This is a genomic window from Thioclava sp. DLFJ4-1, from assembly GCF_002020145.1.
Lineage (GTDB): Bacteria > Pseudomonadota > Alphaproteobacteria > Rhodobacterales > Rhodobacteraceae > Thioclava > Thioclava sediminum.
Window position 1 is genome coordinate 142,236 of sequence record NZ_MPZT01000002.1, and the last position, 25,523, is coordinate 167,758.

The window sequence follows — 25,523 nt, forward strand, 5'->3', positions numbered from 1 at the left end:
GACGCTCCGCGGGGGATATTTACGCCAAGGCGAAGCAAAGCGCCTTCCCTTCCTCTTGGCCGAAATATCCTCGCCGGAGGCGACCAACCTTTGCAGGCAATGCCGCCCTCACTCAGGCGCGCGCAACACACCCGCAGGCCGGGCCGCAAGCGGGCGCAGCGCGAAGACGAGACCTGCCAGCAGCGTCGCGATCACGCCGCCCGCGACGATCAGAAGCGCGGGGATCGGCGCGAAATGGAACTCCGCCCCCATCACCAGATCGACCACGGCCCAGCCCGCGAGCCCGCCGAAGAGGATCGCGACCAGCCCCGCCGCCGCGCCCATCAGCGCCGAACGCAGCGCGAAGCTCGCAAGGATCGCCCCGCGCGTGGCGCCGAGCGTCTTGAGCATCGCCGCCTCCCAGGCCCGCTCGCGCTCGCCCGCCGCCGCCGCGCCGATCAGCACGACGAAGCCGGTGAGCAGCGTCACGCCCGCGGCCAGCGAGGTCGCCCGTGCGATGGCCGAGAGCGCATCGGTCACGCGCTGCAGGGCGTCGCGCACGCGGATCGCAGTGATATTGGGGAAACGCTCCGCGAGATCGCGCATCACCTGCGCCTCGGCGCTTGGCGGCGCGTAGATCGTGGCGAGCCATGTATGGGGCGCGCCGCGCAAAGCCGCCGGATCGAGCGTGAGAACGAAACCGATCCCGCCGGTCGAGAAATCCACGTCGCGGAACGAGGTCACCTTCGCGGTGATGTCGCGCCCGAGGATGTTCACCGTGATCGTATCGCCGAGCTTCAGGCCGATCTCCTGCGCCTCCTTGGCCGAGAAGCTGGCCAGCGGCGGGCCGCTATAATCCTTCGGCCACCACTCGCCCGCGGTGATCTTCTCGCGCGGGGTCTCGGCATAGGTCACGCCGCGATCGCCGCGCAGCACCCAATGCTCGCCATGCGTCTTGCGCGCGTCCTCGCCGTTGATCTTGGTGATCACGCCGCGCAGCATCGGCACGCTTTCGACCTTGGTGACCTCGGGCATATCCACCAGCAGATCGGTGAAGGGCTGGATCTGGTCGGGCTGGATGTCGATCACGAAATAGGCGGGTGCGACCTTCGGCAAATCGCGGTCGATGGCCCCGCGTAAGCCGCTATCGACCTGCCCCACGGCCGCCAGAACCGAGAGGCCGAGGCCCAGCGAGAGGATGACCGAGCGCGCTTCGGAACGCGGCCCGCCAATCGCGGCGAGGGCTGCTCGCAGCACGGGGCGGCCCCGGGCGCTATGCTGCGCGCGGCGCGCCAGCCAGCGGATCAGGCTCGCGGCAAGCGTCAGGATCAAAAGCGCCACGGCGATGCCGCCGAGGCTCGCCAGCGTCAGCGTCCAGAGGCTCGAGAACCACGCCGACACGGTGACGATGATCGTCAGAAGCGCCGCCGTCAGCACAAGCGTGGGCCAGCCCGGCAGGCGGCGGCCTGCGCCGGTGTCGCGGTAAAGCGTCGCCGCGCGCATCTTCGACATGCGCGAGAGCGGCCAGAGGGCAAACAGCATCGCGACCAGTGCGCCGTAGAGCGCGGCCTCGCCCAGCGGGCCGGGATCGAGGCCGATCTCGACCGGCAGCGGCAGCGACCGTTCGATCAGCCCGGATGCGCCGAGGACGAGACCGGCGCCAAGGACGAGCCCGGCGAGAATGCCCGCAAGGCCGAGAGCGGCAAGTTGGATCAGGAACGCCGCGCGGATCGTACTGCCGGTCGCACCAAGCGCGCGCAGGGTGGCAATGGTGGGGGCCTTGCGTTCGATCCATGCGGCGACGGTGGCGGAGATGCCGACGCCGCCCACGGCCAGCCCTGCCAGCCCGACCAGCACGAGGAAAGAGCCCAGCCGTTGCACGAAACGCTCCGCCCCCGGCGCGGCGCGGCGGCGGTCGGACCAGCGCATGCCTGCACCGTCGAACCGGGTCTCTGCCTGCTGTTTCAGGGTGGAGAGGTCGGTATCGGGCGGTAGCGTCGCGCGGTATTCGGTCTCGAAGAGCGAACCCGGCGAGAGAAGCGGCGTCTTCTCGATGGCCGACAGCGAGACGATGGAATGCGGACCAAGCCCCATCCCCGTGCCGGTCGAATCCGGCTCGCGCACGATCCGCGCCATCATCACGAAGTCCTGCCCGCCTAGCTGCACCTTGTCACCGGGGCTCAGGCCCAGACGGTCGGCGAGGATCGGATCGAGGAAAATCCCCGGCACGCCGCCCTGCCCCGTCAAAGCGTCCGGCGCAACGGGCGGATCAAGCTGCAGCTTTCCGGTCAGCGGATAGGCCCCGTCCACCGCCTTCACCTGCGTCAGCGCGCGGTCGGCGGGATCGGTGCCGGTCGACAGCATCGAGCGAAAATCGATCACCTCGGAGACCGCGGTGGCGCGGTCGGTGATCCATTGCAGCTCCTCGGGTTTGGCGCGGCGATAGGTGAATTCGTATTGCGCGTCGCCGCCCAGCAGCACCGCGCCCTGATCCGACAGCGCGCGCTCGATGGCCGAGCGCACCAGACCGACCGAAGCGATTGCCGCCACGCCCAGCATCAGGCAGAGCAGCATCACCCAGAAGCCGCGAATGCCGCCGCGCAGCTCGCGGCGGGCGATGGAGAGCGCGAGGCTCATGCGGGAGTGCCCGTTGCAATGTGATCCCCCACGACTTCGCCGTCGCGCAGCTCCACGATCCGGTCGCAGCGCGCGGCCAGTTCGGGCGCGTGGGTCACCAGCACCAGCGTCGCGCCGTGTTTTTCCTGCAGGCCGAAGAGCAGTTCGATGATCGTCTCGCCCGTGGCGCTGTCGAGATTGCCGGTGGGTTCATCCGCCAGCAGGATCGCAGGCCGGGGCGCGACCGCGCGGGCGAGGGCCACGCGCTGCTGCTCGCCGCCCGACATCTGGCTGGGATAATGCTCGAGCCGATGCGCCAGCCCGACGGCGTCCAATTCGGCTGCGGCGCGCTCGAACGGGCGCTCCACCCCCGCGATCTCAAGCGGCATCGCGACGTTTTCCAGCGCCGTCATCGTCGGGATGAGGTGGAAGCTTTGGAAAACCACCCCCATATTACCCCGACGAAACCGCGCCAGCGCATCCTCGGACAGCTTCGAGAGGTCATGGCCCAAAGCGGTGACAGACCCGGAGGTGGCGCGTTCGAGCCCGCCCATCAGCATGAGGAGCGACGATTTGCCCGATCCAGACGGCCCCGTGAGCCCGACGCTTTCCCCTTTCGCGATGCTCAGGTCGATCCCGTTGAGGATCTCGACCGGCCCGGTATTGCCATCGAGCGCAAGCCGCGCGTCTTTCAACTCAAGGATCGTGTCACTCATGCGCCGTCTTTCTTTTGCTTCAAAGGGATATGGGCCGCGGATGGGGATACGCAAGCGGATCGCTGCGGGTTTTGTCGCCGCAGGGCTGGCGCTGGGGGCCGGGCCCGCGATGGCGGAGGTGTCGATCCTCGCATTGGGGGACTCGCTGACTCAAGGCTATGGGCTCGATAATCCGGCGGACGGGCTGGTGCCGCAGCTGCAGGGCTGGCTGCAGGGTCATGGGCAGGATGTGAAGGTGATTAATGGCGGCGTCTCGGGCGACACGACCGCAGGCGGGCTGTCGCGGATCGACTGGCTGCTGACGCCACAGCCCAACGCGGTGATCGTGGCCTTGGGCGGCAATGACCTGCTGCGCGGGCTGCCGCCCGAACAGGCACGGGCGAACCTCGATGGCATTCTGGCGAAACTGCAGGCGAAGGGTATTCCGGCGCTGCTGGCGGGGCTGCCCGCGCCGGGGAATTTCGGGCCGAAATATCAGCAGGATTTCGACGCGATCTATCCCGATCTGGCGGAGAAATACGATGCCGTTCTGGTGCCCAACCTGCTCGCTCCGATCACGGAGACCCCGATCGAGGAGCGCGCCAAGACCGACCTGATGCAGCCCGACAATATCCACCCCTCGCCCGAAGGGGTGAAGAAGGTGGTCTCTGCTCTGGGGCCGAAGGCGCTGGAGCTGCTCGCAAAGGTGAAACAGGGGAGCTGAGCGCTCAGCTCTCCTCTTCGGGATAGGCCGCTTTGCAGGCCGCGATCTGCGCCTCGGCGGCTTTCGACAACTCCGCCTGCCGCTTCAGCAGCGCTTCCAGCTTGCGTTTCTCGGCGGCCGGATCGATCGGGATCGGGCGCTGCCGCGTCACCGTGTAATCCTCGAGGCACATGCGCGGCTTCTGGATCACCTTGTCGCCCTTGGTGATCGTGTCATAGCCGCAGATTTCCCATCGGCTCGACGTGGTCTCGTAGCTCTGCCACGCATAGCCCCGCGCGAGATTGCCCTGCACCTCGCTCACCAGATCGGTGACGCGCCGCAATTCGGCCGTGGATTGACGGATGCAGCGTTCCTGCGGGGTGCCACAGGCGGCGAGCAGGACGAGCGGGATCAGCATGAGGGCGTGGCGCATGGACTATCTCCTTGATGAGTCGAGCCTACGCCCGCTTCCGACCGCGATCAATCGCGCCCTTCCCGCATCCCTCGGCGCCTGATAAGGATCACGCTAAAGATTTGGGAGGCCCTACGCATGACTGACACGGTTGAGGATTTCGACGCCCGCAAGGCCCGCGCGAGCCAGTGGTTTTCCGACCTGCGCGACCGGATCGTCACGGCGTTCGAGGGGTTGGAAGACAGCCATGCGCAAGGCCCGCTTTCCGATCAGGCGCCGGGCCATTTCGAGGTGACGCCCACCGAGCGCAAGGGGCCGAACGGCGAGGACCATGGCGGCGGCAAGATGAGCGTGATGCGCGGCGGCCGCGTCTTCGAGAAGGTCGGCGTGAACATCTCCACCGTCTGGGGCGAACTGGCGCCCCGCGCGCAAAAGGCGATGGCCGCACGCGGCGTACCGGGGATGGAAGAAGACCCGCGGTTCTGGGCTGCGGGGATCAGCCTCGTCGCCCATATGCAGAACCCGCATTGCCCTGCCGTACACATGAACACCCGCATGTTCTGGACGCCCGGCGCGTGGTGGTTCGGCGGTGGCGCGGACCTCAATCCGTGTCTTGAGTATGACGAGGACACCGCGCATTTCCACGCCGAGATGCAGGCCGCCTGCGACGCCCATGACAAGACCTATTACGACCATTTCAAAGCCTGGGCGGACGAGTATTTCTTCATCCCCCATCGCGGACGTGCGCGTGGCGTCGGCGGGATTTTCTACGACGATCTGAACACCGGCGAGTGGGAGGATGATTTCGCCTTCACCCAATCGGTGGGCGCGGGCTTCCTGCCCGCCTTCCAGCCACTGATCGAGAAGCGTCGGGTGCAGGATTGGTCCGAGGAGGACCGCGAGACCCAGCTGCGCCATCGCGGGCTCTATGCGGAGTACAACCTCGTCTATGACCGGGGCACGAAATTCGGGCTCGAGACCGGGCATAATGCGGATGCGGTTCTGATGAGCCTGCCGCCCGTCGCGAAGTGGTATTGAGGGGATAAGGCGCGCATAGGGCCAAGGTTGGAGGGGCGCTGCCCCTCTGCGCTTGCGCGCATTCACCCCGGGATATTTTTGCCAAGACGAAGAGAGGGATGCGCGCCCGACCGCTCGGACGCGCGCGCTCGGTCGAAACCGCGCGTCAGCCGTTGCGGATCGTTTCGACCATCAGCGCCACATTCTCCGGATCGGCATCGGGAGTGATCCCGTGGCCGAGGTTGAAGATATGCGGGCCCTTGCTGAACGCTTTGACGACATGGCGCGTCTCGTCGATCAGCGCCTGACCGCCGGTGACCATATGCGAGGATGCGAGGTTGCCCTGCACGCAGCCAGACACCTGCACATGCTCGGCGCCCCATTCCGGCGTGATCGAATTGTCGAGCGCGACGCAATCGGCGCCGGTCTTCTGGTGGAAGCCGATATAACCCTCGCCCGCTTCACGCGGGAAGGCGATGACCGGCAGGCCCGGGAAGCGCGCTTTCATCTCGGAGATGATCTTGCGCGTCGGCTCAACCGCGAAATCCTCGAAATCCTGCCCCTTGAGCGAGCCCGCCCAGCTGTCGAAGATCTTCACGACCTCGGCCCCGGCCTCGACCTGTTTCGACAGGTATTCGATGGTCGAGACGGTCAGCAGGTCGATGATCTTCACGAAAGTTTCGCGATCTTCTGCCTTCAGCGCATGGGCCGGGCCCTGATCCTTGGTGCCGCGACCCGCGATCATGTAGGTCGCGACGGTCCACGGCGCGCCGGCGAAACCGATCAGCGTGGTCTCTTTCGGCAGTTCTTCCGAGAGGATCGAGACGGTCTCGTAGACCGGGTTGAGCGTCTCGTGGATGTCGTCTTTGGTCTTGAGCTTGGCGAAGCCTTCCGCCCCGGTGATGGTCGAGAGGCGCGGACCCTCGCCGGTGACGAACCACAGATCGGCGCCCAGAGCCTGCGGCAGCAGCAGAATGTCGGCAAACAGGATCGCCGCGTCGAAGCCGTAGCGGCGGATCGGTTGCAGCGTCACTTCGGCGGCCAGTTCGGGATTGTAGCACAGCGACAGGAAGTCGCCCGCCTTCGCCCGCGTCGCGCGATATTCCGGCAGGTAGCGCCCCGCCTGCCGCATCATCCAGACCGGAGGGGTCGGCAGCACTTCGCCTTTCAAAGCTCGCAGGATCGTCTTGTCGGTCATTCTCGCGCCTCCTCTTTGCACCCCTTCGACGCGACCTGTGGCGTCATGTCAAGCGCAGGGCTTCTTGCAAGGTCCATCTGTCGCGGATATTCCAAGGCCATGACACAGATGCCCGATGCGAAATCCCCGCTCAAGATCGGCACCCGCGGCTCGCCGCTGGCGCTGGCGCAGGCCTATGAGACCCGAGACCGGCTGATGGCCGCGCATGGTCTGCCCGAAGACGCTTTCGAAGTCGTGGTGATCAAGACCACGGGCGACGACCGGGCGATGATCGCGGCGGACAAGCCGCTCAAGGAGATCGGCAACAAGGGCCTGTTCACGAAGGAAATCGAAGAGGCCATGGTCGATGGCCGCATCGATATCGCCGTGCATTCGATGAAGGACATGCCGACCGAGCAGCCCGAGGGGCTGGTGCTCGATTGCTACCTGCCGCGCGAAGACGTGCGCGATGCCTTCGTCAGCCTCGAATACGACTCGATCATGGCCCTGCCCGAAGGGGCGACGGTCGGCACGTCGAGCCTGCGCCGCCGGGCGCAGCTTGCCCATGTGCGCCCCGATCTGAAACTTGTCGAGTTCCGCGGCAATGTGCAGACCCGGCTGAAGAAGCTGGCGGACGGCGTCGCGGCGGCGAGCTTCCTCGCCTATGCGGGGCTGCGTCGTCTGGGGATGGAGGACTCGGCGCGCGGGCCCATCGCCCCCGAGGAGATGCTGCCGGCCGTCGCGCAAGGCGCGATCGGGATCGAACGCCGGATGGCCGATGCCCGCGCCGAGGCGCTCCTCGCGCCGATCCATGATCTGGTCACCGAGCAGCGCCTGTTGGCGGAACGTGCCTTCCTCGCGACGCTGGACGGCTCTTGCGAAACGCCGATTGCGGGGCTCGCGCTGATCGAGGGCGGCCGGCTCTGGCTGCGCGGCCAGATCCTGCGTCCCGACGGCTCCGAGGCGCTCGCGGGCGAGCGCTGGGGCAATATCGACGAGGGCGCCGCGATGGGCGAGCACCTCGCGCGCGATCTGCTGTCTCAGGCGGGCGAAGGGTTCTTCGACTGGCGCTGAGCACTCAGCACAGAAGCTGACCGGCGGCGCGACGCTCCAGCGCCCGCTCCATCTCGGGGACCTCGCCGTCGCCGAAGCCGCGCAGGGCAAGGCGTTCCAGCGGGCTGATATCGCACCAGAGGGTCTTGAGCACCTTGTCGCGGCGCTTGCGCGGCACATCGGCCAGACGCATCTCGTAGATCTCGTCCGCCGCCGCGAGCAGGCGCGGATGCAAGGCCTCCAGAAGCGGCTCGAACGCGGCACGCGCGGATTTGGCGTTGCGCAACCGCAGGATCGCGCCTTCCCCTATCGTCATCGTCTGGATCAGCGTCCAACCGAGCACGTCGGCGGCACGGTGCGGCGGGATCGGGGCGTGACCGCTGAGGCCGTAGGTGAGGCTCAGAACCCCGCGCTCCTCTTGCGGCATCGCCAGCACCACCCGGGCGCACTCCTGTTCCAGAGCGGTTTCGGCATCTTCCAGACGGCCCAGACGCGGGGTCGTCACCTGCGCGGGCGGAACCTCGGCGCGCAGCAGGATATTGCGGATCACATTGTCGAACTTCAGTGCGATATGACGCGAGAGCATGATGCTTCCTTTTACATGTACAACCTCTCCCGCCCTGCCTTTTGAACTAGCGTTCCAGCGCCGCCGTTCCCTGCCTGTGGCGGTTTTTCGCCGAGCATTTCGCTAAGCCTTTGTAGCTCCACGAGTAAGGCTTCGCGGCTGCCTCTTGAACTTGGACGCCCGAAGGCGCAAAGCGGCGACATGCTACGTCCGATCCGCCTTGTCCTCTCCGATCCTGCTCTGCGTCTCGCCGCCATTTTGCTGGTGCTGTTCGGCGCCCATGCGGCGACGATGGGGCCCTATGTCTCGGCGCTGGCGATCAAGGTGTTCGGCCTCTCGGACCGTGCGTATTCGGGCGTTCTGATGGTGGCATCGGTGCTGTCGGTCTCCGCCTCGGTCGGGCTTGGCATCCTCGCCGATCAGCGCGCGAACCGCCGGGCCATCGCACTTGGCACCTCGGCGATGCTGATCGTGGGCTCGGGGCTGGTGCTGGCGGGCGACAACTGGGTGGTCTTCGTGATCGCCAACGCGCTGATCCTGCCGCTCTCGGCATCGATCTTCGGCCAGCTCTTCGCACTGTCGCGGCTGGCGGCCTCGACCCACCCCGCTGAGGACCGCCCCGCGATCCTCTCGACGCTGCGCGCGCTCTTCGCGCTGCCTTGGGTGGTGGTGCTGCCGATCTGGTCGGTGGTCTTCGACCGAGGCGCTGCGATGACCTCGATCTACCCGGTGACGCTGACGCTCGGGGCCACGATCCTCGCGCTGACCTTCCTGTTCTGGCCGCGCGACGGGGCGACGCGCTGGCCCGACCCGAAATCGGGGCTGACTTTCCGGCAATCCCTGCACGAGATGGCGAATCTGCCGATCCTCGCCCGCGTCGTGGCGCTTGGGACGATCAACGGGTCGATCATGCTCTATCTCGTCGTGATGGGGCTCGTGTTCGAGGCGACGCCCGGTCGCGGGGCCGCCGATACCGCGCTATACGCGGGCCTCATGGCGGGGCTGGAAGTGCCCTTCATGCTGGCCCTGCCGCTGGTTCTGGGCCGGATCGAGCGCACGACGATGATCTGGATCGGGGCTGCGCTTTACGCGACCCATCTGGGGCTGCTGCCGCTGCTGGCGCCGACGCCTTACGTCTGGTTTCTCGCCCTGCCCGGCGCGATCGGCGGGGCGGTCGTTTTGACCCAGCCGATGGCCTACCTGCAGGATCTGCTGTCGAACCGGCCCGGCGCGGGAGCGTCGCTCATGGCGTTGCAAAAACTGGCAGGCGACGGGTTCTCCGCCGCGATCTTCGCCATTGGCACGGCGCTTGCGGGCTATGAGCTGGCCGCAGCCGCTGGCGCGCTTCTGGGCGTGGCCGGCGCGGGCGCGCTCTGGGCGATGGACCGGCGCGCGGCGCGGTCCTGAGCCTTAGAAGGCCGGGACCTGCACGCGGTCGAGAAGGCTGCGCCCGCCATCGACATTGATGATCTGCCCGGTGACGAAGCTCGCCCCCGAAGACGCCAGATACTGCACCGTCTCTGCCAGCTCCGACGGCGGCGCGATCCGGCCCAGCGGCGTGCCTTCGCAGATCGCCTCTCGCCAGTCGTCGTTTTCCTTCAGCGCATCTTGCAGCGAGCGGCTCATGACCGAGGCGAAGCTGACCCCGTTCACCCGGATCCGCTTCGGCGCGAGCGCCACGGCGAGCGAGCGGATCGCCTGATCCTGCGCGGCGCAGGCGATCGAATAGGCCATCAGCTCGGGCTGGGTACGGTTCGAGGCCAGCGTCGAGACATTGATGATCGAACCGATCTCGCCCTCGGTCCGACCCTCATCCTCGGCCTGCTTGATCATCCGCTTGGCGGTCATTTGGCTGACGCGAAGCGCCGATTTCATGTTCTGCGACAGCATCGAATCGAGCACCTCGACGGACGGATCGAGCGGGTCGCAGGGCGCGAAGGTGCGCGCACAGTTCACCAGAATGTCGATCCGGTCGAACGCGTCCACCGCGGCCGAGAGCAGGTTCTTCACCGCCAGCTTCTCGCACAGATCGCCCGAGAAATAGCGCACCGGCCCTTCGGTCTTGGCCGTGTCGCCCAGTTCGGCGGCAAGCTTTTCTTCATCGATATCGGCAAACATCACCTGCGCGCCGCGATCGACGAAATGGCGCGCGATGGCCTGACCGATACCGTGGGCTGCGCCCGTGACGATGACGGTCTTGCCGGAAACAGAAAGGGACATTGGGCGTCTCCTCGTGGATGTTGAGGCAGGTTAGGCGAGCTTAGCGCCGCTTGCGAGGGGCAAGGCGGCGTTTCGGCTCGGCTGTGGCGCGCGTGCCCGCCGATTTCCCCGGGGTCTTCCCGGCGGGGATCGGCTTGGCAGCGCGGATGATACGGAAACGGGTCGAAGGGCCGCTGGGCGGCGTGATCTCTTCAATCTCGTGGAACGCGGCGGCGAGCGCGTCGGCATAGGGCAGATGGCGGTTCGCCACCATCCAAAGCGTGCCCGACAGCGACAGCATCCCGCGTGCGGCCTGAATGAAGGCCAGCCCCAGCGCCGGATCGGCCCCGCGCGCGGCCCCGTGGAAGGGCGGGTTCATCACGACGGCGGTATAGCGCTCTTCCGGCACATGGCGCGTGGCATCGGCCCAGAGGAACTGCGCCCGCGGATCGGAAATGTTGCGCTTCGCGCAGTCCAGCGCGACCGCATCCGATTCCACCAGATCGAGCCGTTCAACGCCTTTCTTGGCGAGGATCTGAGCCGAGAGCCAGCCCCAGCCCGCGCCGAGATCGGCGACTTTCGACGGCAGGCTATCGGGCAGGCATTCGGCCAGAAGCGCCGAGCCCTCATCCACCGCATCCGCGGAGAACACGCCCGGACGGGTCACGAAACCTTCGACCGGGTGAATGTCCTGCGCCGCCCAGTCGGTCAGCAGGTCGGGGGCTGCGAAGAACCATGCGATCTTGCCATGGGCCTTTGCGATCGGCGCGGACAGCTCCACCCGTCCCCGCAACTCCTTGAGCAGCGAGTCGATCCCTTCGGTCTTTACGCCGTCGACATAGATCGGCCCGCCCGGCGCCACGCGCTGGCAGGCTTCGGCGATCAGCGCGCGGGCTTCGGCTTTGGCACGGGGCGCGAAGATGATCGCGGCGGCATAGCTGCCCTCGGCACTCGGCGAAACGCGAACGCCGCGCTGCGCGAGCACGTCATGATCGGGCTTCTCGGGCTGGATCGCGACGAGGCGATCGACCGGCAGACCGCCGAGGTCCAGCGTGCCCACGGGCGCGAACAGCGCGATGTCTCCCTCGGGCGGAAGCGCCTCGGGCATCTCGAGAGCGAGCGAAAGTCGCGGATGGCTCATGCAGGGAACCCTCTGAAAGAAACGAGCCCGCCGAATAGGCGGGCGCGACTGAATTTGCAAGGAACCGCTTGGGCGGCCTTTAGTCCTTCTCCATCGTGCATTGCAGCGGGTGCTGGTGGCGGCGCGCGAAATCCATCACCTGCGCCACCTTCGTCTCGGCCACCTCGAAAGAGAACACCCCGACCACCGCAAGGCCCTTCTTGTGCACGGTCAGCATGATCTCGAACGCCTGAGCGTGGTTCAGACCGAAGAACCGCTCGAGGATATGGACGACGAATTCCATCGGCGTGTAATCGTCGTTCAACAACATGACCTTGTACATCGGCGGGCGCTGCGTCTTCGGCCGTGTCTTGGTCGCGAGGGACGCGTCATTATCGCCGTCGTCCTGGTCGTCGTCGGACATCATGTAAAGAGGCTCGGTCAAGGGCGCTCCGGCATCAGGATTCGTTGAGGGGCTCTGGCGGAATATAGGGTCTTCGTGACATATGAAAAGTCCTTCGACACCTGTGACGAGAAAGGCGGGACCATGCGGCTCACGGCGATTGGCTTCGATGCGGATGATACGCTCTGGCATAACGAGCGTTTCTTTCAACTCACGCATGACCACTTTACCGAATTGCTGCGCGACCACGCCGAGCCCGATCATCTGGCAGAGCGGCTGATCGCGGCGGAACGTCGCAACATCGCGCATTACGGCTTTGGCATCAAAGGCTTCACCCTGTCGATGATCGAAACGGCAATCGAAGTCAGCGAAGGCCGCGTGCCCGCGACGATCCTGTCGGAGATTCTCGCCGCGGGGCGCGAGATGCTGTCGCACCCGATCGAGCTGCTGCCCCATGCGCGCGAAACGATCGAGGCGCTGTCGGACGACTACCGCATCCTTCTGGTGACGAAGGGCGACCTGATCGATCAGGAGCGCAAGCTGGCGCAGTCAGGCTTGGGCGAGTTGTTCGACGCGGTCGAGATCGTCTCGGACAAGAAGGCCCCGGTCTACACCGAGATTTTCGCGCGCCATGCCGAAGGGGCGGAGCATGGCCTGATGGCGGGCAATTCGCTTAAATCCGACGTGATCCCGATGATCGAGGCGGGCGGCTGGGGCGTGCATGTGCCCCATGAATTGACATGGGCTTTCGAGCATGCCGAGCCCCCGATGGAGCATCCGCGCTTCGCCGAATTGCCCGACCTCGGTGCATTGCCCGACCTGATCGCGAAAATCACCGATTGAGCCCTGCATTGCGTGGCGTCATGCTCCGCTGACCTCACGCACCTGTGTCCGAAATACACCACCTATAGACAGACTGCCGCGAGCAGCCCACCACATCTTGCGGTATTGCATGAATGTCGCAGTGAAAGCGCTTGAAAATAGGGAGTTTTCAGCCTGAGAGACCCGTGCTACGCTTCCCGCTAATATAAACCCCGGAAACCGGCTCAAGATCGGTATCGCAAAGGGGTCAAATTGAGGCAGTGAAATAGGTGAAGCCGTGACCACGCTGATGCGCTGGGTCCGTGATGGGCTATTCGTAATCCTTCTGACACTCATTGCGCCGATCGCTGCGCAGGCCGCGCCCTACGCGGCGATGGTCATGGACATGCGATCGGGCGAAGTTCTCTACTCCAAGAACGCTGACACGCCGCTGCATCCGGCGTCGCTGACGAAGATGATGACGCTCTACATCACCTTCCAGGCGATCGAGCATGGCGAGTTCAGCCTCGATTCCATCGTCACCGTGACGAAGCACGCCGCCAGCCAGCCGCCCTCGCGTCTCGGTCTGCGTCCCGGTCAGAAGATCGCGGTGCGCTACCTGATCCGCGCCGCCGCGATCAAATCCGCCAATGACGCCGCTGCGGCGCTTGGCGATTACATCGGCGGCTCGGAAGAAGGTTTCGCCGCGCGGATGAACCGCACCGCCCGGCAGCTGGGCATGAAGAACACCCATTTCGTCAATGCCAACGGCCTGACCCGCAAGGGCCACCTGTCCTCGGCGCATGACATGACGATCATGGGCCGTCACCTGTTCTTCGACTACCCGCAATATTACAACATCTTCTCGCGCCGCTCGGCGGATGCGAAAGTGCGCACCGTCTATTCGACGAACCGCAAATTCCTCGCGGCCTACAAGGGCGCGGATGGCATCAAGACCGGCTATACCTCGGCCTCGGGCTTCAACCTGACCGCCTCCGCACAGCGCGGCAACAAGCGCATCATCGCGACCGTCTTCGGCGGCACCTCCACCGCGCAGCGCAACGCGAAAATGGCCGATCTGCTGGATCTGGGCTTCAAGCGCGCGCCGAATAACGCGCCGACGAACCGCCCCCGGATCCCGCAATATATCGAGCCCGCGCAATCGCCGATGCTGATGGCGAACCTCGCGCCGAAGAAAAGCCCGCGCCCCGATATCCGCCCGACCGCGCCGACTGCGGATAGCGATGCGATCTCGATGGCGCTCGCCGCCGCGGTGCAGGCCGATCAGGTGGATGAGAGCACCGACATCCCCGAGGACGTGGCCGAAGGCGCGCAGGACGCTACTGCGGACACGCAAGATGTCGTCGTGGCCGATGCCGGCACGCTCGGGATCGGCGCGGAGATCACCGCAAGCCCCCGCCCGCAGCGCAACCCGCGCGAGATTCAGGTCGCGGACGCGACGAAGGCGCTACCTGCCGAGGTGACCAAGGCCACCCCGCTGGCACAGGCGCAGGCGCATGACGCCGCCGTCGCCGCCGGCAAGGCCAGCGCGGATGGCAGCGAAGAGCCGAGCGACGTGCAGCTTGCCTCCTACGAGCCCGGCGCGTCGGACGGCCCGAAATTCGTCCAGTCTACCCAGCCGCAGCCGGAGACGATGGAACTGGCCGAGGCGCATACGCTCGATCTGGATCAAAACGGCAAGTCCGATAGCGCCAAGGCTCCGTCCAGCTTCGTGCAGTCGACGGACCCGCAGCCCGAGACCGCGCAGATGGCCGCAGCCCCCGAGAAGCGCAAAAGCGAGATCATCCTCGCCGCTCTCACCCCCCCTGCCCCGGCTCCCGAACAGAAACCGCGCGTGGTCGCCCGTGTCTCCAGCTCGGGTGGGCGAAACTGGGGTGTCAGCCTCGGGCTGTTCGGTTCGCGATTCGCTGCAGAGCGCCACATGCTGACCACGGCGCTGATGGAAAGCGACACTTTGGGCGAAGCTTTGCGCAAAGTGGCCACCCGAAAGACCGGTTATGAGGCGAATTTCGTAGGAATGACCCAAGACATGGCACAACTGGCCTGTGCAAGGCTCGAGTCTCGCGCTATGGACTGCAAAGTGGTCGGCCCCTGAGAGTCTTCCCTTAGGGGCAAAATATGAAAAGCCGCGCTTGGTCAGCGCGGCTTTTCCTTTTTCCGGACCTTATGGCACCCGCCGCGCGGATCGCACCGAAAGGAGCCTCCGGCGGGGATATTTGTGCCAAGACGAAGCGAGCGCGGTTCTGCATGGCTTGGCCCGTCCGGTCCTGCCCTCGCGTCGCGCGCTCAGTCCTGCTTCGGGTGATCGTCGAACTCGTCGGACAGGATGCGCTCGGCATCGCCTTTCGGGTCGTCATACTGACTGTTCTTCAGCGACCAGAAAAACGCCCCGAGGCCAATCCCACCGAGCAGCAGGGAAATCGGAATCGAATAGAGAAGAACCTCCATGAGGGGCTCCTTTCAGCGCAGGCGCAGCGAGTTGAGCGAGACCGTGATCGAGCTTGCCGACATCGCGAGCGCCGCCATCAGCGGCGTCGCAAGCCCGGTCAGCGCGAGCGGCACGGCGATGATATTGTAGACGATGGAGATGCCGAAGTTCTGCTTGATCCGGCGGCGCGCGCGCACCGAGATCGAAGCGGCATCGGAGACCGGCGCGAGATCCTTACCCAGAAGCACGATATCCGACGCCGTGCGCGCCGCATCCAGTGCGGAGGCGGGTGAGACCGAGACATGGGCGGCCGCCAGCGCGGCGGTGTCGTTGAGACCGTCGCCCACCATGAGCACGCGGTGGCCCTGTTGGGTGAGATCGCTCACGAGCTGCGCTTTTTCCGCGGGCAAGGCACCGGCGCGGTAGGTGTCGATCCCGAGGCGTGCGGCGAGATCGCTCACCGCACCTTCGACATCGCCCGACACCAGCCAGACCTGCTTGCCCTGCGCTTTCAGACCGGCAACGGCCTCTTCGGCCCCGGTGCGCAGCGTGTCGGCAAAACGGATCGAGATCGGGGCTGCCTCGCCGATCTTGAGATGGGTTGCGGTCGTCGCGCCCTCGGCAGCGCCGATCCAGTTCGCACGACCGAGCCGCACGCGCTGTCCCTGCCAGACACCTTCGACGCCGTAACCCGGAACTTCGCGCAGATCGCTCAGCGTGGCGGGGACGCCACCCTGCCCTGCCGCCGCCTCGTGCAGCGCGCGTGCGAGCGGGTGGCTCGAGCCTTCGGCCAGCGCCATCGCGACGGACAGCGCCTCGGGCGAGAGGTCGGAGAGGTTCTGCGGGCGCGGCGCGCCCATGGTCAGCGTGCCAGTCTTGTCAAAGACGACCGTGTCGATCTCGGCCATACGCTCCAGCGCGGTGCCATCCTTGATCAGGAGCCCCTTGCGGAACAGCTTGCCCGATGCGGCGGTCACCACCGCAGGCACCGCAAGCCCCAGCGCACAGGGGCAGGTGATGATCAGCACGGCGGCGGCGATATTCACCGCCAGACGGAAATCGCCGCCCGTGATCCAGGCCCAGGCGCAGAACGCACTGAAGGACAGGATATGCACGATCGGCGCATAGGCCCGCGCGGCCCGTTCGGCGAGCGAGGTGTATTTGGTCTTCGCGCTTTCGGCCATCGCGACGAGATCGGCCATCCGATGCAGCGAGCTGTCGCGACCCGCAGCCGTCACGCGCAGGGTCAGCGGCCCGGTCAGGTTCACCTCACCGGCGGAGAGCGTCATGCCGGGCAGCACCTGCACGGGCAGGCTTTCGCCGGTCAGCAGCGAGCGGTCGCTCTCGGATTGGCCTTCGGTCACTTCGCCATCGGCGGGGATACGGCCCCCCGGGCGCACCCGGATCAGATCGCCGGGCACAAGTTCGCCCACGGGCACGGTGACTTCCTCGCCGTCGCGCAACACTGTCGCACGGGGCACTTCCAGCGCGGCCAGTTCCTCGGCGGCCGAGCGCGCCACGGCGCGGGTGCGATAGTCGAGATAGCGGCCCACCAGCAGGAAGAAGGTGAGCATCGTCGCCGCTTCGAAATAGGCATGCGCGCCGGAATGCATCGTCTCGAACAGCGAAATCCCGAGCGCGAGCAGGATCGCGAGCGAGATCGGCACATCCATCCCGAGACGCCCGCCGCGCAAGCTCGCCCAGGCATTGGCGAAGAAGGGCTGGCCCGCGAAGATCGTGGTGGGCAGCGCGATCGCCGCCGAAATCCAGTGGAAGAGGTCGCGCGTCGAGTCCTCAGCCCCCGACCAGACCGCGATCGAGAGCATCATGATGTTCATCATCGCGAAGCCCGCGACGCCCATGCGCATCAAGAGGTCCCGCCCGCACTTGTCGGCCTCGGTCGCGGACAGCATGCCGGGATCGAGCTCGTGCGCCTCGTAGCCGATCTTGTCGAGCGCCGCGATCAGCCCCGCCGGTTCGACATCGCCCGCCGCATCGACCGAGGCGCGTTTCAGCGTCAGGTTCACCCGGGCGGATTTCACGCCCGGCTGCTTCATCAGCTCGCGTTCGACATCGGTGATGCAGACCGCACAATGCGCCGTGGGCAGCGACAGCATGATCCGCGCGCCCTTGATATCACCCGACTTCGCTATCTGCTCGGCCGAGGGGGCCGCGATGCAGGCGGGACAGGCCGAGGCGGAGACATGCTCGTCCTCGAACGGTTCGCTATGCGATGGAGAAGCGGGCGACACCGACATCGGCTCAGCCTTTCACGAACAGGTCAATCCGCTGGCGGAACTCCGTGCCGTCGGCGGCTTTCGCGTCGAGATGCACCAGCCAGACGCCCGGCGCAAGATCGAGCTTCGTGGTGAAGATGCCGCCGACATAGTCGAAATCGGGCGTCATGTCATCGCGGACATGGGTGGTGCGCCCGACAAGCGCCTTGAACTCGGCCACCCTCGCGGGCAGCCCGTCCTCGTCGCGGATCACGAAGCTCAGCTTGCCGTCGGAATACTCCGGCGACACGGTCCAGCCGAGCGCATCCTGCGCCAGTTTCTCTTCGTTGAAGGTCTGCGAGGCGACATAGGAATTGTCGACCTCGAGGCCGGGGAAGGTGCTGACGGCCTGCCACGCCATGACGAGGTTGACCGCGATGATCACCCCGAAGGAGGCCACCGCGATCATCAGCACTTTTCTTCCGGTCAGCGGTTTCGCCATCTCGGTCATTGTACCCTTCCGTTGAATACGGTCGTCTCCGACACGCGATCAGTATTGGTCATATCCTCGATCCACATCGTCAGTTCGGTGCGCTCGCTGGTGGCGATGGACGAACCGGGTTCGGCGACAATATAGACCCTTTGGGTCATGGTTTCATCTGCGGGCACCGTCACGGTGCTCCCGTCCTGACCTTCGAGCAACACGCTCAGCGTGCTTTGATCGGCCGGATCGGGGGCTTTGACGGAGACCTTGAACTCGGTCGCCTCGCCCGCCTTGTTGCGCAGCCGCAGCGTGTAGATGTTGCGGATCGCGCCCGAGGGCTCCACCACGAAGAGCGGATCGCGGTTCGGCGTCACGTTGAAGTCGATGGGCGAGCGCATGAAGAGCGCGACCACCAGACCGATGCCGATCAGCGACCACATCGAGAAGTAGAGGATCGTGCGCGGGCGCATGATGTGCTTCCAGACATTGATGACCGGATTGCCCGAGCGCTCGTTCGCCTCGTCCTTCAACGCCATGTAGCCGATCAGGCCACGCGGCTTGCCGATCTTGTCCATCATCTCGTTGCAGGCGTCGATGCACAGGCCGCAGGTGATGCATTCGAGCTGCTGGCCGTCGCGGATATCGATCCCCATCGGGCAGACGTTGAAGCAGGCCATGCAGTCGATGCAGTCGCCCTGCGTCGGATCGTGTTGGCCCTTCTTGAGCTTGCCGCGCGGCTCGCCGCGCCATTCGCGATAGGCGATGGTGATCGTGTCTTCGTCCATCATCGCCGCCTGAATGCGCGGCCACGGGCAGGCGTAGATGCAGATCTGTTCGCGGGCGAAGCCGCCGAAGGCGAAGGTCGTGAGCGTCGCCACCGCGATCGTCGTATAGGCGATCGGCGAGGCGGTGCCGTGGAACAGATCGGTCAGCAGCGTCGGCGCATCGGTGAAGTAGAACACCCAGGCCCCGCCGGTGGCGACGCCGATCAGCAGCCAGAGCACCCATTTCGTGATGCGCTTGCGGAATTTCTCGGCGTTCCATTTCTGACGCAGCAGACGAATACGCGCGTTGCGGTCGCCCTCGACCCAACGCTCCACAAGGATGAACAGGTCGGTCCAGACGGTCTGCGGGCAGGCATAGCCGCACCAGACGCGCCCCAGCGCCGAGGTGAACAGGAACAGGCCAAGGCCCGCCATGATCAGAAGACCCGCGACGAAGTAGAATTCATGCGGCCAGATTTCGATCATGAAGAAGAAGAACCGGCGGTTCGCGAGGTCCAGAAGCACCGCCTGATCGGGCAGTTCCGGGCCACGATCCCAGCGAATCCACGGCGTGATGTAATAGATGCCAAGCATCACCGCCATGAGCACCCATTTCAGGTTGCGGAACTGGCCGTGCACGCGGCGCGGAAAGATCGGCTCGCGGGCGGCGTAAAGCGGCGGGGGATCGACTGGTTCGGTGGAGCTCACGACTCTCTCCGTTCATATATTTCTCTGCGTCACAGGCTCTTCTGGTATGACACAGTCGTGAAGGCTTTGACCTGCGTCAAAAAGACAGGTCTGCCATACAGGAAATCTTCACTGGTTGGTATTTTTACTGGTCACCGGCATGCGCCGCTTGCTTGAAGAGCCAAGACATGAACTGGCGTAGCGCCGGCCGCCTCACGCCCGGTCGCGTAACCGTGTAATAGCCTTTTTCCTCGCTATCTTCAAACAGAAGCCGCAACCGTCCGGCCGCAATATCGCCTGCAACCCAGACCAAAGCGGTCACCGCCACCCCCTGCCCGCCGCGCGCCGCTTCGAGCAAAAGGTTCCCCGGCATCACGGTCAGGCTTCTGGCCTGATCCTGCGTGACGCCATGGCGCGCGAACCAGTCGGTCGACTCGGAGGTGCCGAGCTCTTGCAGCCACGGCAGGCCACGCAAATCCGCCGGGCAGTCATACCGCCCCTCCCCCACCAGTGCAGGCGCCGCGACCACGACGATGGGCGAGCGCACCAGAAGCCGCGACTCGAGACCGGGCCAGTCCCCCGATCCGTAGCGCAGCGCCATCTCGACCCCGCCCGGCGCAAGCGTGGAGACGGTCGCCGAAGGGTCGATGGTCAGACCGATCTCGGGATGGGCTTCGCGAAAGTCCGGCAGCCGGGGCAACAGCCACGCCGAGGCGAAGCTTGGCGTGGTGGAGATTTGCAGCGGGCGGGAGTCGGCGGTGTCGCTCAGCGAAGCGACCGCTTCGGCAATCGTGCCGAACCCGTCGCGCAGCGCTTGCGCAAGGCGGCGACCGTCGGGCGTCAGCGCAGGCCGCGGGCCCGACCGGTCGACAAGCGTCACACCGAGCCGCTCTTCGAGCCCCCGCAATTGCTGACTGACGGCCGCATGCGACACGTTGAGCGCACGTCCCGCCTCGGCCACCGATCCGCACTCTGCGAAAGCCGAAAACGCCCGCAGCGCGGTCAGGGAGGGAAGGGTTCGCCAGTCCATATCTGTAACTTCAACTTACATGTTGGAAAGTTTCCTGAGTCGCATCTTCGCGCAAATAACGCATCCTGACCAGAGTTGGCCCGCCTTCAGGAGATCAGACATGAAAGATAGAGTTACGCCCGACACGCTGATGCTGTTCGCCCGCATGAACCTTCACCCGCCGCAAAGCAACTGGCCGCACCTGACGGACCCGATAGACTCGCGCAAGCGCCATCGCGCACCGCGTCCCTCGCTGCGCCAACGTTTGCGGGAGATGTGGAAATGATCGGGATCTGGGCGCAGAGCTTCACCATCGCCACGGGCCTCGATCAACGCCCCGGCCTGCCGGCGGCCCGCTCGCATCGGCGTTCACATCGGCGTGCAAAGACAAGCGCGGAGCTTGTTTTGCCCAAGGATGACCCCAAGATAGACGACAGGTAACCCTCGACAAACGAGAGGGCCCCGCGACGGGGGCCCTCTGAAATTGGGCACCGGCACCCCCAGGAAACGCGCGAACAGGACGGGGTGCCGGTGCGACCCGCCAGACCAAAGCCCCGCGGGATCTCTGTATTTTCGACCGTTACTGGCCGCCGCCCAAGCTGTGAACGTAAGCCGCCACGGCGCGGATATCCGCTTCCGACAGACGCTCGTTCCAGTTCGGCATAACGCCAAAGCGGGCGTTGGTGACCGTGTAGGTCAGCGTGTCCACATCCCCACCGTAAAGCCAGACGGCGTCGGTCAGGTTGGGCGCACCCTGCATCTGGTCGCCGGTGCCATCTTCGGCATGGCAGGCCGAGCAGTTGTCCATGAAGACGGTCTCGCCTTCCGTGGCCATTGCTTCGTCATGGTCCTGACCCGAGATCTTGCGGACGTATTGCACGACCTGATCGATCTGCGCGGGCTCGAGAAGCTCGTCCGTGCCGAAAGCGGGCATTTGCGAGTAACGTGCCTCGCCATCCGGGTCCGTCTCGTTGCGGATGCCGTGCGTGACGGTGAAATGGATGTCCTCCATCGTGCCGCCCCACAGCCATGCGCTGTCGAGAAGGTTCGGATAGCCCAGCTTCGAGTTGCCGCCCGCACCCGCACCGTGGCACTGCGCGCACCAGGTCCGGAACACGGCCGCACCGGCGTTCTGGGTGTAGTTGTTCAGCTCGGGATCGCTCGAGATTTGGTCGAGATCGACCGAGACGAGCTTCTCCTGGATCGGCTTATTCGCCGCAGCGAACTTGTCGATATCGGCCTGCACATTCGCGCGGGTCGACGAGTGCATGATCCCCGGCGTCGCGCCGGATTTGAAGATCGGCCATGCCGGCATCGCGATCGAGTAACCGATCCCCCAGATGACGCAGGCATAGAAGGTCCACAGCCACCATTTGGGCAGCGGATTGTTGTATTCCTCGATGCCGTCCCACTGGTGACCCGTGGTCTCGACCTCGTGCTTGTGCTTGCTTGGTCTCTTGCTCATGTTCTCCACGCCTCCTTACAACGTGGCGCCGTCAGTCCTTGGAGGACCGGCTCTCGCCGGCCTCCGAGGCATTGGCGGGTTTGTCTTCGTGCCGGAACGGGATCTCGGACGTATCTTCGTAGGTCTTGCGCGAACCGGGCCGGAAGACCCAGGCCACGACGGCCAGGAAGAAGACGAACATGAAGATCAGAAACCAGCTGTCCGCGAATTCCCTGAAGATGTGGTAGTCCATTGATCAGCTCCCCTTACCGGCTGGCCACGGGTTCGAAGGTCGAGAAATCGACCATGGTGCCGAGCACCTGCAGATAGGCGACGAGTGCGTCCATCTCGGAAATGCCCGGGCGACCGTCGAAATTACGGACGTTCGTCGCGTTGGGATAACGCTCCATCAGCCCGTCATAGTCGCTGTTCGGATCGGCCTGAGCGGCAAAGTCCGCCTTGGCGTTCTCGATCATGTCCGAAGTGTAGGGCACGCCCACCATCGCATCGGTCGAGAGCCGCTCGTCGATATGCGCGGGATCGACCATGCGATTGAGCAGGAAGCCGTATTTCGGCATCACCGATTCCGGCACGACCGACTGCGGATTGGTCAAGTGATCCACATGCCAGGCGTCCGAGTAGCGGCCGCCGACGCGGGCGAGGTCGGGCCCCGTCCGCTTCGAGCCCCACTGGAACGGGTGGTCGTATTGCGACTCCGCTGCCAGCGAGTAATGGCCGTAACGCTCCACTTCGTCGCGCATCGGGCGGATCATCTGCGAGTGGCAGACATAGCAGCCCTCGCGGATGTAGATATCGCGCCCGGTGAGCTCCAGCGGCGTGTAGGGCCGCACCCCTTCGACGTCCTCGATGGTGTTTTCGAGGTAGAAGAGCGGTGCGATCTCCACGATGCCGCCGATCGTGACGACCAGGAAGGCGAAGATCAGCAGGAGCGTGGCGTTCTTTTCAAGAACACTGTGCTTGTCGAGAAGTCCCATCTGTTCCTCTCCTTATTCAGCCGGCACGGCGGCAACCGAACGCGATTCCACGCGCGGCTGACGAGCGACGGTCATCCACAGATTGTAGGCCATGATGATGCCACCCGTGAGGTAGAGCACACCGCCCAGACCACGGACCACGAACATCGGATGCATGGCGGCCACGGTGTCGGCAAAGGCGTTCACGAGGAAGCCTTGGCTGTCCACTTCGCGCCACATCAGGCCCTGCATGATCCCGGCGACCCACATCGAAGCGGCATAGAGCACGATCCCGATGGTGGAGAGCCAGAAGTGCCAGCTGACCAGTTTCAGCGAGTAGAGCCCTTCACGCGCCCACAGACGCGGCACGAGGAAGTAGAGCATGCCGAAGGTGATCATGCCGTTCCAGCCGAGCGCACCCGAGTGCACGTGACCGATCGTCCAGTCGGTGTAGTGCGAGAGCGAGTTCACCGCCTTGATCGACATCATCGGGCCTTCGAAGGTCGACATGCCGTAGAAGCCGACCGACACCACCATCATGCGGATGATCGGATCGGTGCGCAGCTTGTCCCATGCGCCCGAGAGCGTCATCAGACCGTTGATCATGCCACCCCAGGAGGGCATCCACAGGATCACCGAGAAGGTCATGCCCAGCGTCGAGGCCCAGTCGGGCAGCGCCGTGTAGTGCAGGTGGTGCGGACCGGCCCAGATATACAGGAAGATCAGCGCCCAGAAGTGCACGATCGACAGCTTGTAGGAGTAGACCGGACGTTCAGCCTGCTTCGGCACGAAGTAATACATCATGCCCAGGAAGCCTGCGGTCAGGAAGAAGCCCACCGCGTTGTGGCCGTACCACCACTGCGTCATTGCGTCCTGCACGCCCGAGAAGACCTGAACCGACTTCGAACCGAAGAACGAGACCGGGATCGACAGGTTGTTCACGATGTGCAGCATCGCGATGGTCACGATGAAGGACAGGTAGAACCAGTTGGCGACGTAGATATGGGGTTCCTTGCGCTTGAAGATCGTGCCGAGGAAGGCCAGCAGATAAGCGACCCAGACGATCGTCAGCCAGATGTCGACATACCATTCCGGCTCGGCATATTCCTTCGACTGCGTTGCGCCGAGGATGTAGCCGGTCGCAGCGAGCACGATGAACAGGTTATAGCCCCAGAACACGAACCAGCCGAGGCCGTTGCCACCGAACAGCCGCGCTGCCGAGGTGCGCTGCACCACGTAGAACGACGATGCGATCAGCGCGTTGCCACCGAAAGCGAAAATCACCGCCGACGTATGCAGCGGGCGCAGTTTGCCAAAGTTCAGATAGCCCTGAGCCCATTCGAAATTGAGCGCCGGATAGGCCAGCTGGAAGGCGATAATGACGGCGACCAGGAAGCCCACGACACCCCAGAAGGTCGTCGCGATCACCCCGGCGCGAACCACGCCGTCGAAATACTCGTTCTGAGCCACCGGCTGGCGGCTCCCCATGGTGCGAAGCACCCAGATGAATGCGATGGCCGCGGCCAGCATGACCTCGACTGCATTCACCTGATAGGCAAGATCGCGCGCGTAGCCGGCCGCAATGGCGGCCAGAACCGCCACAAGGCCAAGCGCGATCAGCTTGATATAATCCCACATTTTGTGCGTCCCTTCGTCTGGTCTGCCCCTGCGGCACCCTCGTAAACCGAGAATCCTCCTGGGCTTGACTGGAGTCCTTGTGGTCCGAGGGTATGCACGATGCCTTGATCTGCATCAAATGCTCGCGATCACAGTGCGCCATTCGGTCGCAGTTATGTGATATGACGGGCACCTCCCTTGATCCGCGTCAAAGTGCGGCCGATCTCTTCGGGTTAGGCTCTGGTCTCACATGCTTATTCGCTTTTGGCGCAAGGACAGGACCCATGGCTTACAAGACACTTCTCACGATCGTCACGGATCCCAAGGCGGCCGCGACGCAAATCGATACCGCCGTGGCCGTCGCCCGGCGGCGCGACGCCCATCTCGACGTGCTCTGCCTCGGCGTGGACCGCACGCAGACTGGATATTACTACGCGGGCGCGACCGCCTTCGTGCAGCAGGAAACGATGGACCGCGCGCAGGACGATGCGCGCAATGCCGAGACCGCTGTGCGCGCGCGGCTCGAAGCCGAAGATATCCGCTGGGGCGTCGATGCGGTCGTCTCGCAAATCGGCGCGATGCCGACCGTTGTCGGGCAGCGCGCCCGCTTCGCCGATCTGGTCGTGATGGGCCGCCCCTATGGCGAGGGCCGCGGGCCGGAAATCGAGGCCGCGGTCGAAGCCGCGCTCTTCGAGGGTCAGGTTCCGGTCGCGATCGTGCCCGACGGGTATAACGGCGACATGCCCGCCAAGCGCGTCGTTATCGCGTGGAATCAATCGCATGAGGCGATGCGCGCCGTCCGCGCCGCCCTGCCCGTCCTGAAATCGGCCGATCTGGTCGATATCACCGTGATCGACCCGCCCGCGCATGGGCCCGAGCGCTCCGACCCCGGCGGCCAACTCAGCCAGATGCTGGCGCGTCACGGCGTCCATGCCGAGGTGTCGGTGCTGGCCAAGACCATGCCGCGCGTGTCGGACGTGCTCAACCGTCATGTCAGCGACAGCGAGGCCGATGCGATCGTGATGGGGGCTTACGGCCATTCGCGCTTCCGCGAAGCGATCCTGGGCGGGGCGACGCGCCACATGCTCGAGATGGCAGAGGTTCCGGTGATCATGGCGCACTGAGCGCGCCACCTTTCT

26 protein-coding genes are annotated in these 25,523 nt (G+C 65.1%); 9 read left to right on the forward strand and 17 right to left on the reverse strand.

Going from position 1 to position 25,523, the window contains the following annotated elements; genetic code table 11:
* Positions 1–108: 108 nt before the first annotated feature.
* A complete protein-coding gene (locus tag BMI85_RS05720; protein ID WP_078600093.1) occupies positions 109–2,616 on the reverse strand; it encodes an FtsX-like permease family protein in 2,508 nt (835 codons plus the stop codon).
* Positions 2,613–3,311 (reverse strand): ABC transporter ATP-binding protein, encoded by a 699-nt coding sequence (locus tag BMI85_RS05725; protein WP_078600095.1) that lies wholly within the window; start codon positions 3,309–3,311, stop codon positions 2,613–2,615. The genes BMI85_RS05720 and BMI85_RS05725 overlap by 4 nt, the downstream gene beginning before the upstream one ends.
* Positions 3,312–3,351: 40 nt before the next feature.
* Between BMI85_RS05725 and BMI85_RS05730 the strand changes: the two genes are divergently transcribed.
* Complete coding sequence (locus BMI85_RS05730) at positions 3,352–4,014, forward strand: arylesterase (RefSeq protein WP_246832495.1); 663 nt, start codon at positions 3,352–3,354, stop codon at positions 4,012–4,014.
* 4 nt (positions 4,015–4,018) lie between these two features.
* Here the strand turns inward: BMI85_RS05730 and BMI85_RS05735 are convergent, their stop codons facing one another.
* Complete coding sequence (locus tag BMI85_RS05735) at positions 4,019–4,426, reverse strand: hypothetical protein (RefSeq protein ID WP_078600099.1); 408 nt, start codon at positions 4,424–4,426, stop codon at positions 4,019–4,021.
* Positions 4,427–4,543: 117 nt separating this feature from the next.
* Between BMI85_RS05735 and hemF the strand changes: the two genes are divergently transcribed.
* Positions 4,544–5,443: an oxygen-dependent coproporphyrinogen oxidase gene (gene hemF, locus BMI85_RS05740; protein ID WP_078600101.1), complete on the forward strand. Its 900-nt coding sequence runs from the start codon at positions 4,544–4,546 to the stop codon at positions 5,441–5,443.
* Positions 5,444–5,588: 145 nt separating this feature from the next.
* Here the strand turns inward: hemF and hemE are convergent, their stop codons facing one another.
* A complete protein-coding gene (gene hemE, locus BMI85_RS05745; RefSeq protein WP_078600103.1) occupies positions 5,589–6,620 on the reverse strand; it encodes a uroporphyrinogen decarboxylase in 1,032 nt (343 codons plus the stop codon).
* A 99-nt stretch (positions 6,621–6,719) separates the two neighbouring features.
* On the opposite strand from hemE, the gene hemC reads away from it, so the two are divergent.
* A complete protein-coding gene (gene hemC / locus BMI85_RS05750) occupies positions 6,720–7,673 on the forward strand; it encodes a hydroxymethylbilane synthase (RefSeq protein ID WP_078600105.1) in 954 nt (317 codons plus the stop codon).
* A gap of 4 nt (positions 7,674–7,677) precedes the next feature.
* Here hemC and BMI85_RS05755 read toward each other — a convergent pair whose 3' ends face one another.
* Positions 7,678–8,238, reverse strand: a complete 561-nt coding sequence (locus BMI85_RS05755; RefSeq protein ID WP_078600107.1) for a hypothetical protein — start codon at positions 8,236–8,238, stop codon at positions 7,678–7,680.
* 180 nt (positions 8,239–8,418) lie between these two features.
* On the opposite strand from BMI85_RS05755, the gene BMI85_RS05760 reads away from it, so the two are divergent.
* Positions 8,419–9,624: a hypothetical protein gene (locus BMI85_RS05760; RefSeq protein ID WP_078600109.1), complete on the forward strand. Its 1,206-nt coding sequence runs from the start codon at positions 8,419–8,421 to the stop codon at positions 9,622–9,624.
* A gap of 3 nt (positions 9,625–9,627) precedes the next feature.
* Here the strand turns inward: BMI85_RS05760 and BMI85_RS05765 are convergent, their stop codons facing one another.
* The 3 genes from BMI85_RS05765 to clpS all read right to left on the reverse strand — a co-directional run bounded on the left by BMI85_RS05765 (position 9,628) and on the right by clpS (position 11,963).
* On the reverse strand, positions 9,628–10,437 hold the full coding sequence (locus tag BMI85_RS05765) for an SDR family oxidoreductase (protein ID WP_078600111.1): 810 nt from the start codon (positions 10,435–10,437) through the stop codon (positions 9,628–9,630).
* Between the two features lie 40 nt (positions 10,438–10,477).
* Positions 10,478–11,557, reverse strand: a complete 1,080-nt coding sequence (locus BMI85_RS05770; protein ID WP_078600113.1) for a class I SAM-dependent methyltransferase — start codon at positions 11,555–11,557, stop codon at positions 10,478–10,480.
* 79 nt (positions 11,558–11,636) lie between these two features.
* Entirely contained in the window at positions 11,637–11,963 is a 327-nt protein-coding gene (clpS, locus tag BMI85_RS05775; RefSeq protein ID WP_143595035.1) for an ATP-dependent Clp protease adapter ClpS, read from the reverse strand.
* A gap of 120 nt (positions 11,964–12,083) precedes the next feature.
* Here clpS and BMI85_RS05780 point away from each other — a divergent pair, with 120 nt between their 5' ends.
* Together BMI85_RS05780 and BMI85_RS05785 are read left to right on the forward strand one after the other, a co-directional pair.
* Positions 12,084–12,782, forward strand: a complete 699-nt coding sequence (locus tag BMI85_RS05780; protein ID WP_078600115.1) for an HAD family hydrolase — start codon at positions 12,084–12,086, stop codon at positions 12,780–12,782.
* Positions 12,783–13,038: 256 nt separating this feature from the next.
* The gene (locus tag BMI85_RS05785; RefSeq protein ID WP_348638970.1) at positions 13,039–14,856 is read left to right on the forward strand and encodes a D-alanyl-D-alanine carboxypeptidase family protein; all 1,818 of its coding nucleotides are present in this window, start codon (positions 13,039–13,041) and stop codon (positions 14,854–14,856) included.
* Positions 14,857–15,047: 191 nt separating this feature from the next.
* Here the strand turns inward: BMI85_RS05785 and ccoS are convergent, their stop codons facing one another.
* From ccoS to BMI85_RS05810, 5 genes are all read right to left on the reverse strand, one after another.
* Entirely contained in the window at positions 15,048–15,209 is a 162-nt protein-coding gene (gene ccoS, locus BMI85_RS05790) for a cbb3-type cytochrome oxidase assembly protein CcoS (RefSeq protein ID WP_078600117.1), read from the reverse strand.
* Positions 15,210–15,221: 12 nt separating this feature from the next.
* Positions 15,222–17,447 carry a cation-translocating P-type ATPase gene (locus BMI85_RS05795; protein ID WP_078600119.1) on the reverse strand — a complete coding sequence of 742 codons (2,226 nt, stop codon included), beginning with the start codon at positions 17,445–17,447 and terminating at the stop codon, positions 15,222–15,224.
* 4 nt (positions 17,448–17,451) lie between these two features.
* Positions 17,452–17,916 (reverse strand): FixH family protein, encoded by a 465-nt coding sequence (locus tag BMI85_RS05800; protein WP_306461387.1) that lies wholly within the window; start codon positions 17,914–17,916, stop codon positions 17,452–17,454.
* Positions 17,913–19,361, reverse strand: coding sequence for a cytochrome c oxidase accessory protein CcoG (gene ccoG / locus BMI85_RS05805; protein ID WP_078520401.1), 1,449 nt, complete (start codon positions 19,359–19,361; stop codon positions 17,913–17,915). The genes BMI85_RS05800 and ccoG overlap by 4 nt, the downstream gene beginning before the upstream one ends.
* Positions 19,362–19,485: 124 nt before the next feature.
* Positions 19,486–20,370: a LysR family transcriptional regulator gene (locus BMI85_RS05810; protein WP_078600121.1), complete on the reverse strand. Its 885-nt coding sequence runs from the start codon at positions 20,368–20,370 to the stop codon at positions 19,486–19,488.
* Between the two features lie 100 nt (positions 20,371–20,470).
* On the opposite strand from BMI85_RS05810, the gene BMI85_RS21350 reads away from it, so the two are divergent.
* Positions 20,471–20,635, forward strand: coding sequence for a hypothetical protein (locus BMI85_RS21350; RefSeq protein ID WP_168173860.1), 165 nt, complete (start codon positions 20,471–20,473; stop codon positions 20,633–20,635).
* The gene (locus BMI85_RS21355; protein ID WP_168174742.1) at positions 20,632–20,790 is read left to right on the forward strand and encodes a hypothetical protein; all 159 of its coding nucleotides are present in this window, start codon (positions 20,632–20,634) and stop codon (positions 20,788–20,790) included. Before BMI85_RS21350 ends, BMI85_RS21355 begins: the two co-directional genes overlap by 4 nt.
* A 139-nt stretch (positions 20,791–20,929) precedes the next feature.
* On the opposite strand, the gene ccoP is transcribed toward BMI85_RS21355, so the two are convergent.
* From ccoP to ccoN, 4 genes are read right to left on the reverse strand one after another with little or no spacing between them, the layout of a single operon-like run.
* Complete coding sequence (gene ccoP, locus BMI85_RS05815; protein WP_078520403.1) at positions 20,930–21,814, reverse strand: cytochrome-c oxidase, cbb3-type subunit III; 885 nt, start codon at positions 21,812–21,814, stop codon at positions 20,930–20,932.
* Between the two features lie 31 nt (positions 21,815–21,845).
* The gene (locus BMI85_RS05820) at positions 21,846–22,046 is read right to left on the reverse strand and encodes a cbb3-type cytochrome c oxidase subunit 3 (protein ID WP_078520404.1); all 201 of its coding nucleotides are present in this window, start codon (positions 22,044–22,046) and stop codon (positions 21,846–21,848) included.
* A 13-nt stretch (positions 22,047–22,059) separates the two neighbouring features.
* Positions 22,060–22,788: a cytochrome-c oxidase, cbb3-type subunit II gene (gene ccoO / locus BMI85_RS05825; protein WP_078548271.1), complete on the reverse strand. Its 729-nt coding sequence runs from the start codon at positions 22,786–22,788 to the stop codon at positions 22,060–22,062.
* A gap of 12 nt (positions 22,789–22,800) precedes the next feature.
* A complete protein-coding gene (gene ccoN / locus BMI85_RS05830) occupies positions 22,801–24,405 on the reverse strand; it encodes a cytochrome-c oxidase, cbb3-type subunit I (RefSeq protein ID WP_078520406.1) in 1,605 nt (534 codons plus the stop codon).
* A 263-nt stretch (positions 24,406–24,668) separates the two neighbouring features.
* On the opposite strand from ccoN, the gene BMI85_RS05835 reads away from it, so the two are divergent.
* The gene (locus tag BMI85_RS05835) at positions 24,669–25,508 is read left to right on the forward strand and encodes a universal stress protein (protein WP_078520407.1); all 840 of its coding nucleotides are present in this window, start codon (positions 24,669–24,671) and stop codon (positions 25,506–25,508) included.
* Positions 25,509–25,523 lie beyond the last annotated feature (15 nt).